Source organism: Mariniradius sediminis (assembly GCF_021491425.1).
Classification (GTDB): Bacteria; Bacteroidota; Bacteroidia; order Cytophagales; family Cyclobacteriaceae; genus Mariniradius; species Mariniradius saccharolyticus.
Window position 1 is genome coordinate 1 of sequence record NZ_JAKEVZ010000044.1, and the last position, 1,360, is coordinate 1,360.

Below are 1,360 nucleotides of genomic sequence, written 5' to 3' on the forward strand. Positions count from 1 at the left end.
GGTAGCGTCCCGATAAGTGTGTAATTGGCGGGAAAAGTTATTCTGGAATTTTTCGGCCCCTTGAAAGGCCTGGAAAAATTACGGAAATAACTTTTTCGGGATACCTTCACACACTTAAAGCTATGAAAAAAGAAGATGCATTCAGCGAGGAATTCCTCAAGCAGTTTAAAACGGGGGAAGAGCTTTACGCTTTTCTGGGGCAGCTCCAAAAGCGGGGCGTAGAAGCCATCCTGGAAGGAGAAATGGACAACCACCTGGGTTATGAGAAGCACGGGGATTCCAGCGGGGAAAACGCCCGAAATGGGCACGGCAGGAAAAAGCTCCGCAACCAGTATGGGGAGACGGAAATCCAGGTGCCCAGAGACCGGAAAAGTTCTTTTGAGCCGATGCTCGTTCCCAAGCGGAAGAACATCGCCGACGGGGTGGAAACCATCATCATCTCCCTGTACGCAAAAGGGATGAGCGTCAGCGACATCGAAGAGCAGATCAAAGACCTCTACAACTTTGACATCTCCACCTCGGCCATCTCCCGGATCACCGAGCGGGTGGCCCAGGATGTGACGATCTGGCAAAACAGGCCTTTGGAATCGGTCTACTGTATTGTCTGGATGGACGGGATCGTGTTCAAGGTCCGGGAAAACTCCAAGGTCATCGACAAGACCATCTACCTGGCCGTAGGCCTCCGAACCGATGGAAAAAAAGAGGTTTTGGGTCTTTGGCTCGGCAGAAACGAATCCGCCTCTTTTTGGCTAAGCGTTCTCACCGACCTGAAAGCCAGAGGAGTGGAGGACATTCTGGTCACGGCCACAGACAACCTCAAGGGCTTCACCGAGGCCATCCGAAGCGTTTTCCCAATGTCCACCAAGCAGATATGCATCGTCCACCAGATCCGAAACGCCTGCCGCTTTGTGGTCTGGAAGGACAGAAAGCCGTTCACTGCAGATATGAAGGGAATTTACACCGCTCCCAACCGGGATGCCGCACGGATTGCCTTGGACCAGCTGGAAGCCAAGTGGGGACAGAAATACGGCTATGCCATCAAAAGCTGGAGAGAGAACTGGGAGGAACTCACCGCCTTCCTTGACTTCCCGCTGGAGATCAGAAGGATCATCTACACCACCAACATCATCGAAAACCTGAATGGAAAAGTCAGAAAATACACCAAAAACAAGCTTTCTTACCCTACCGATGAAGCCGTCCTAAAATCGGTCTTCTTGGCCGTGATTGAGGCTACAAAAAAGTGGACCATGCCCATCCGAGACTGGGGTATGATCCTAAACCAATTTATGATTATGTTTGAAAACCGTCTAAAACTATAACCAATCCTAAAATCAATTTACACACTTCTCGGGATAGTGTC

1 protein-coding gene is annotated in these 1,360 nt (G+C 50.4%); it reads left to right on the forward strand.

Features of this window, described 5'->3' with window-relative positions; all coding sequences use genetic code 11:
- Positions 1 to 122: 122 nt before the first annotated feature.
- Positions 123 to 1,319, forward strand: a complete 1,197-nt coding sequence (locus L0U89_RS20190) for an IS256 family transposase (RefSeq protein WP_234863180.1) — start codon at positions 123 to 125, stop codon at positions 1,317 to 1,319.
- Positions 1,320 to 1,360 lie beyond the last annotated feature (41 nt).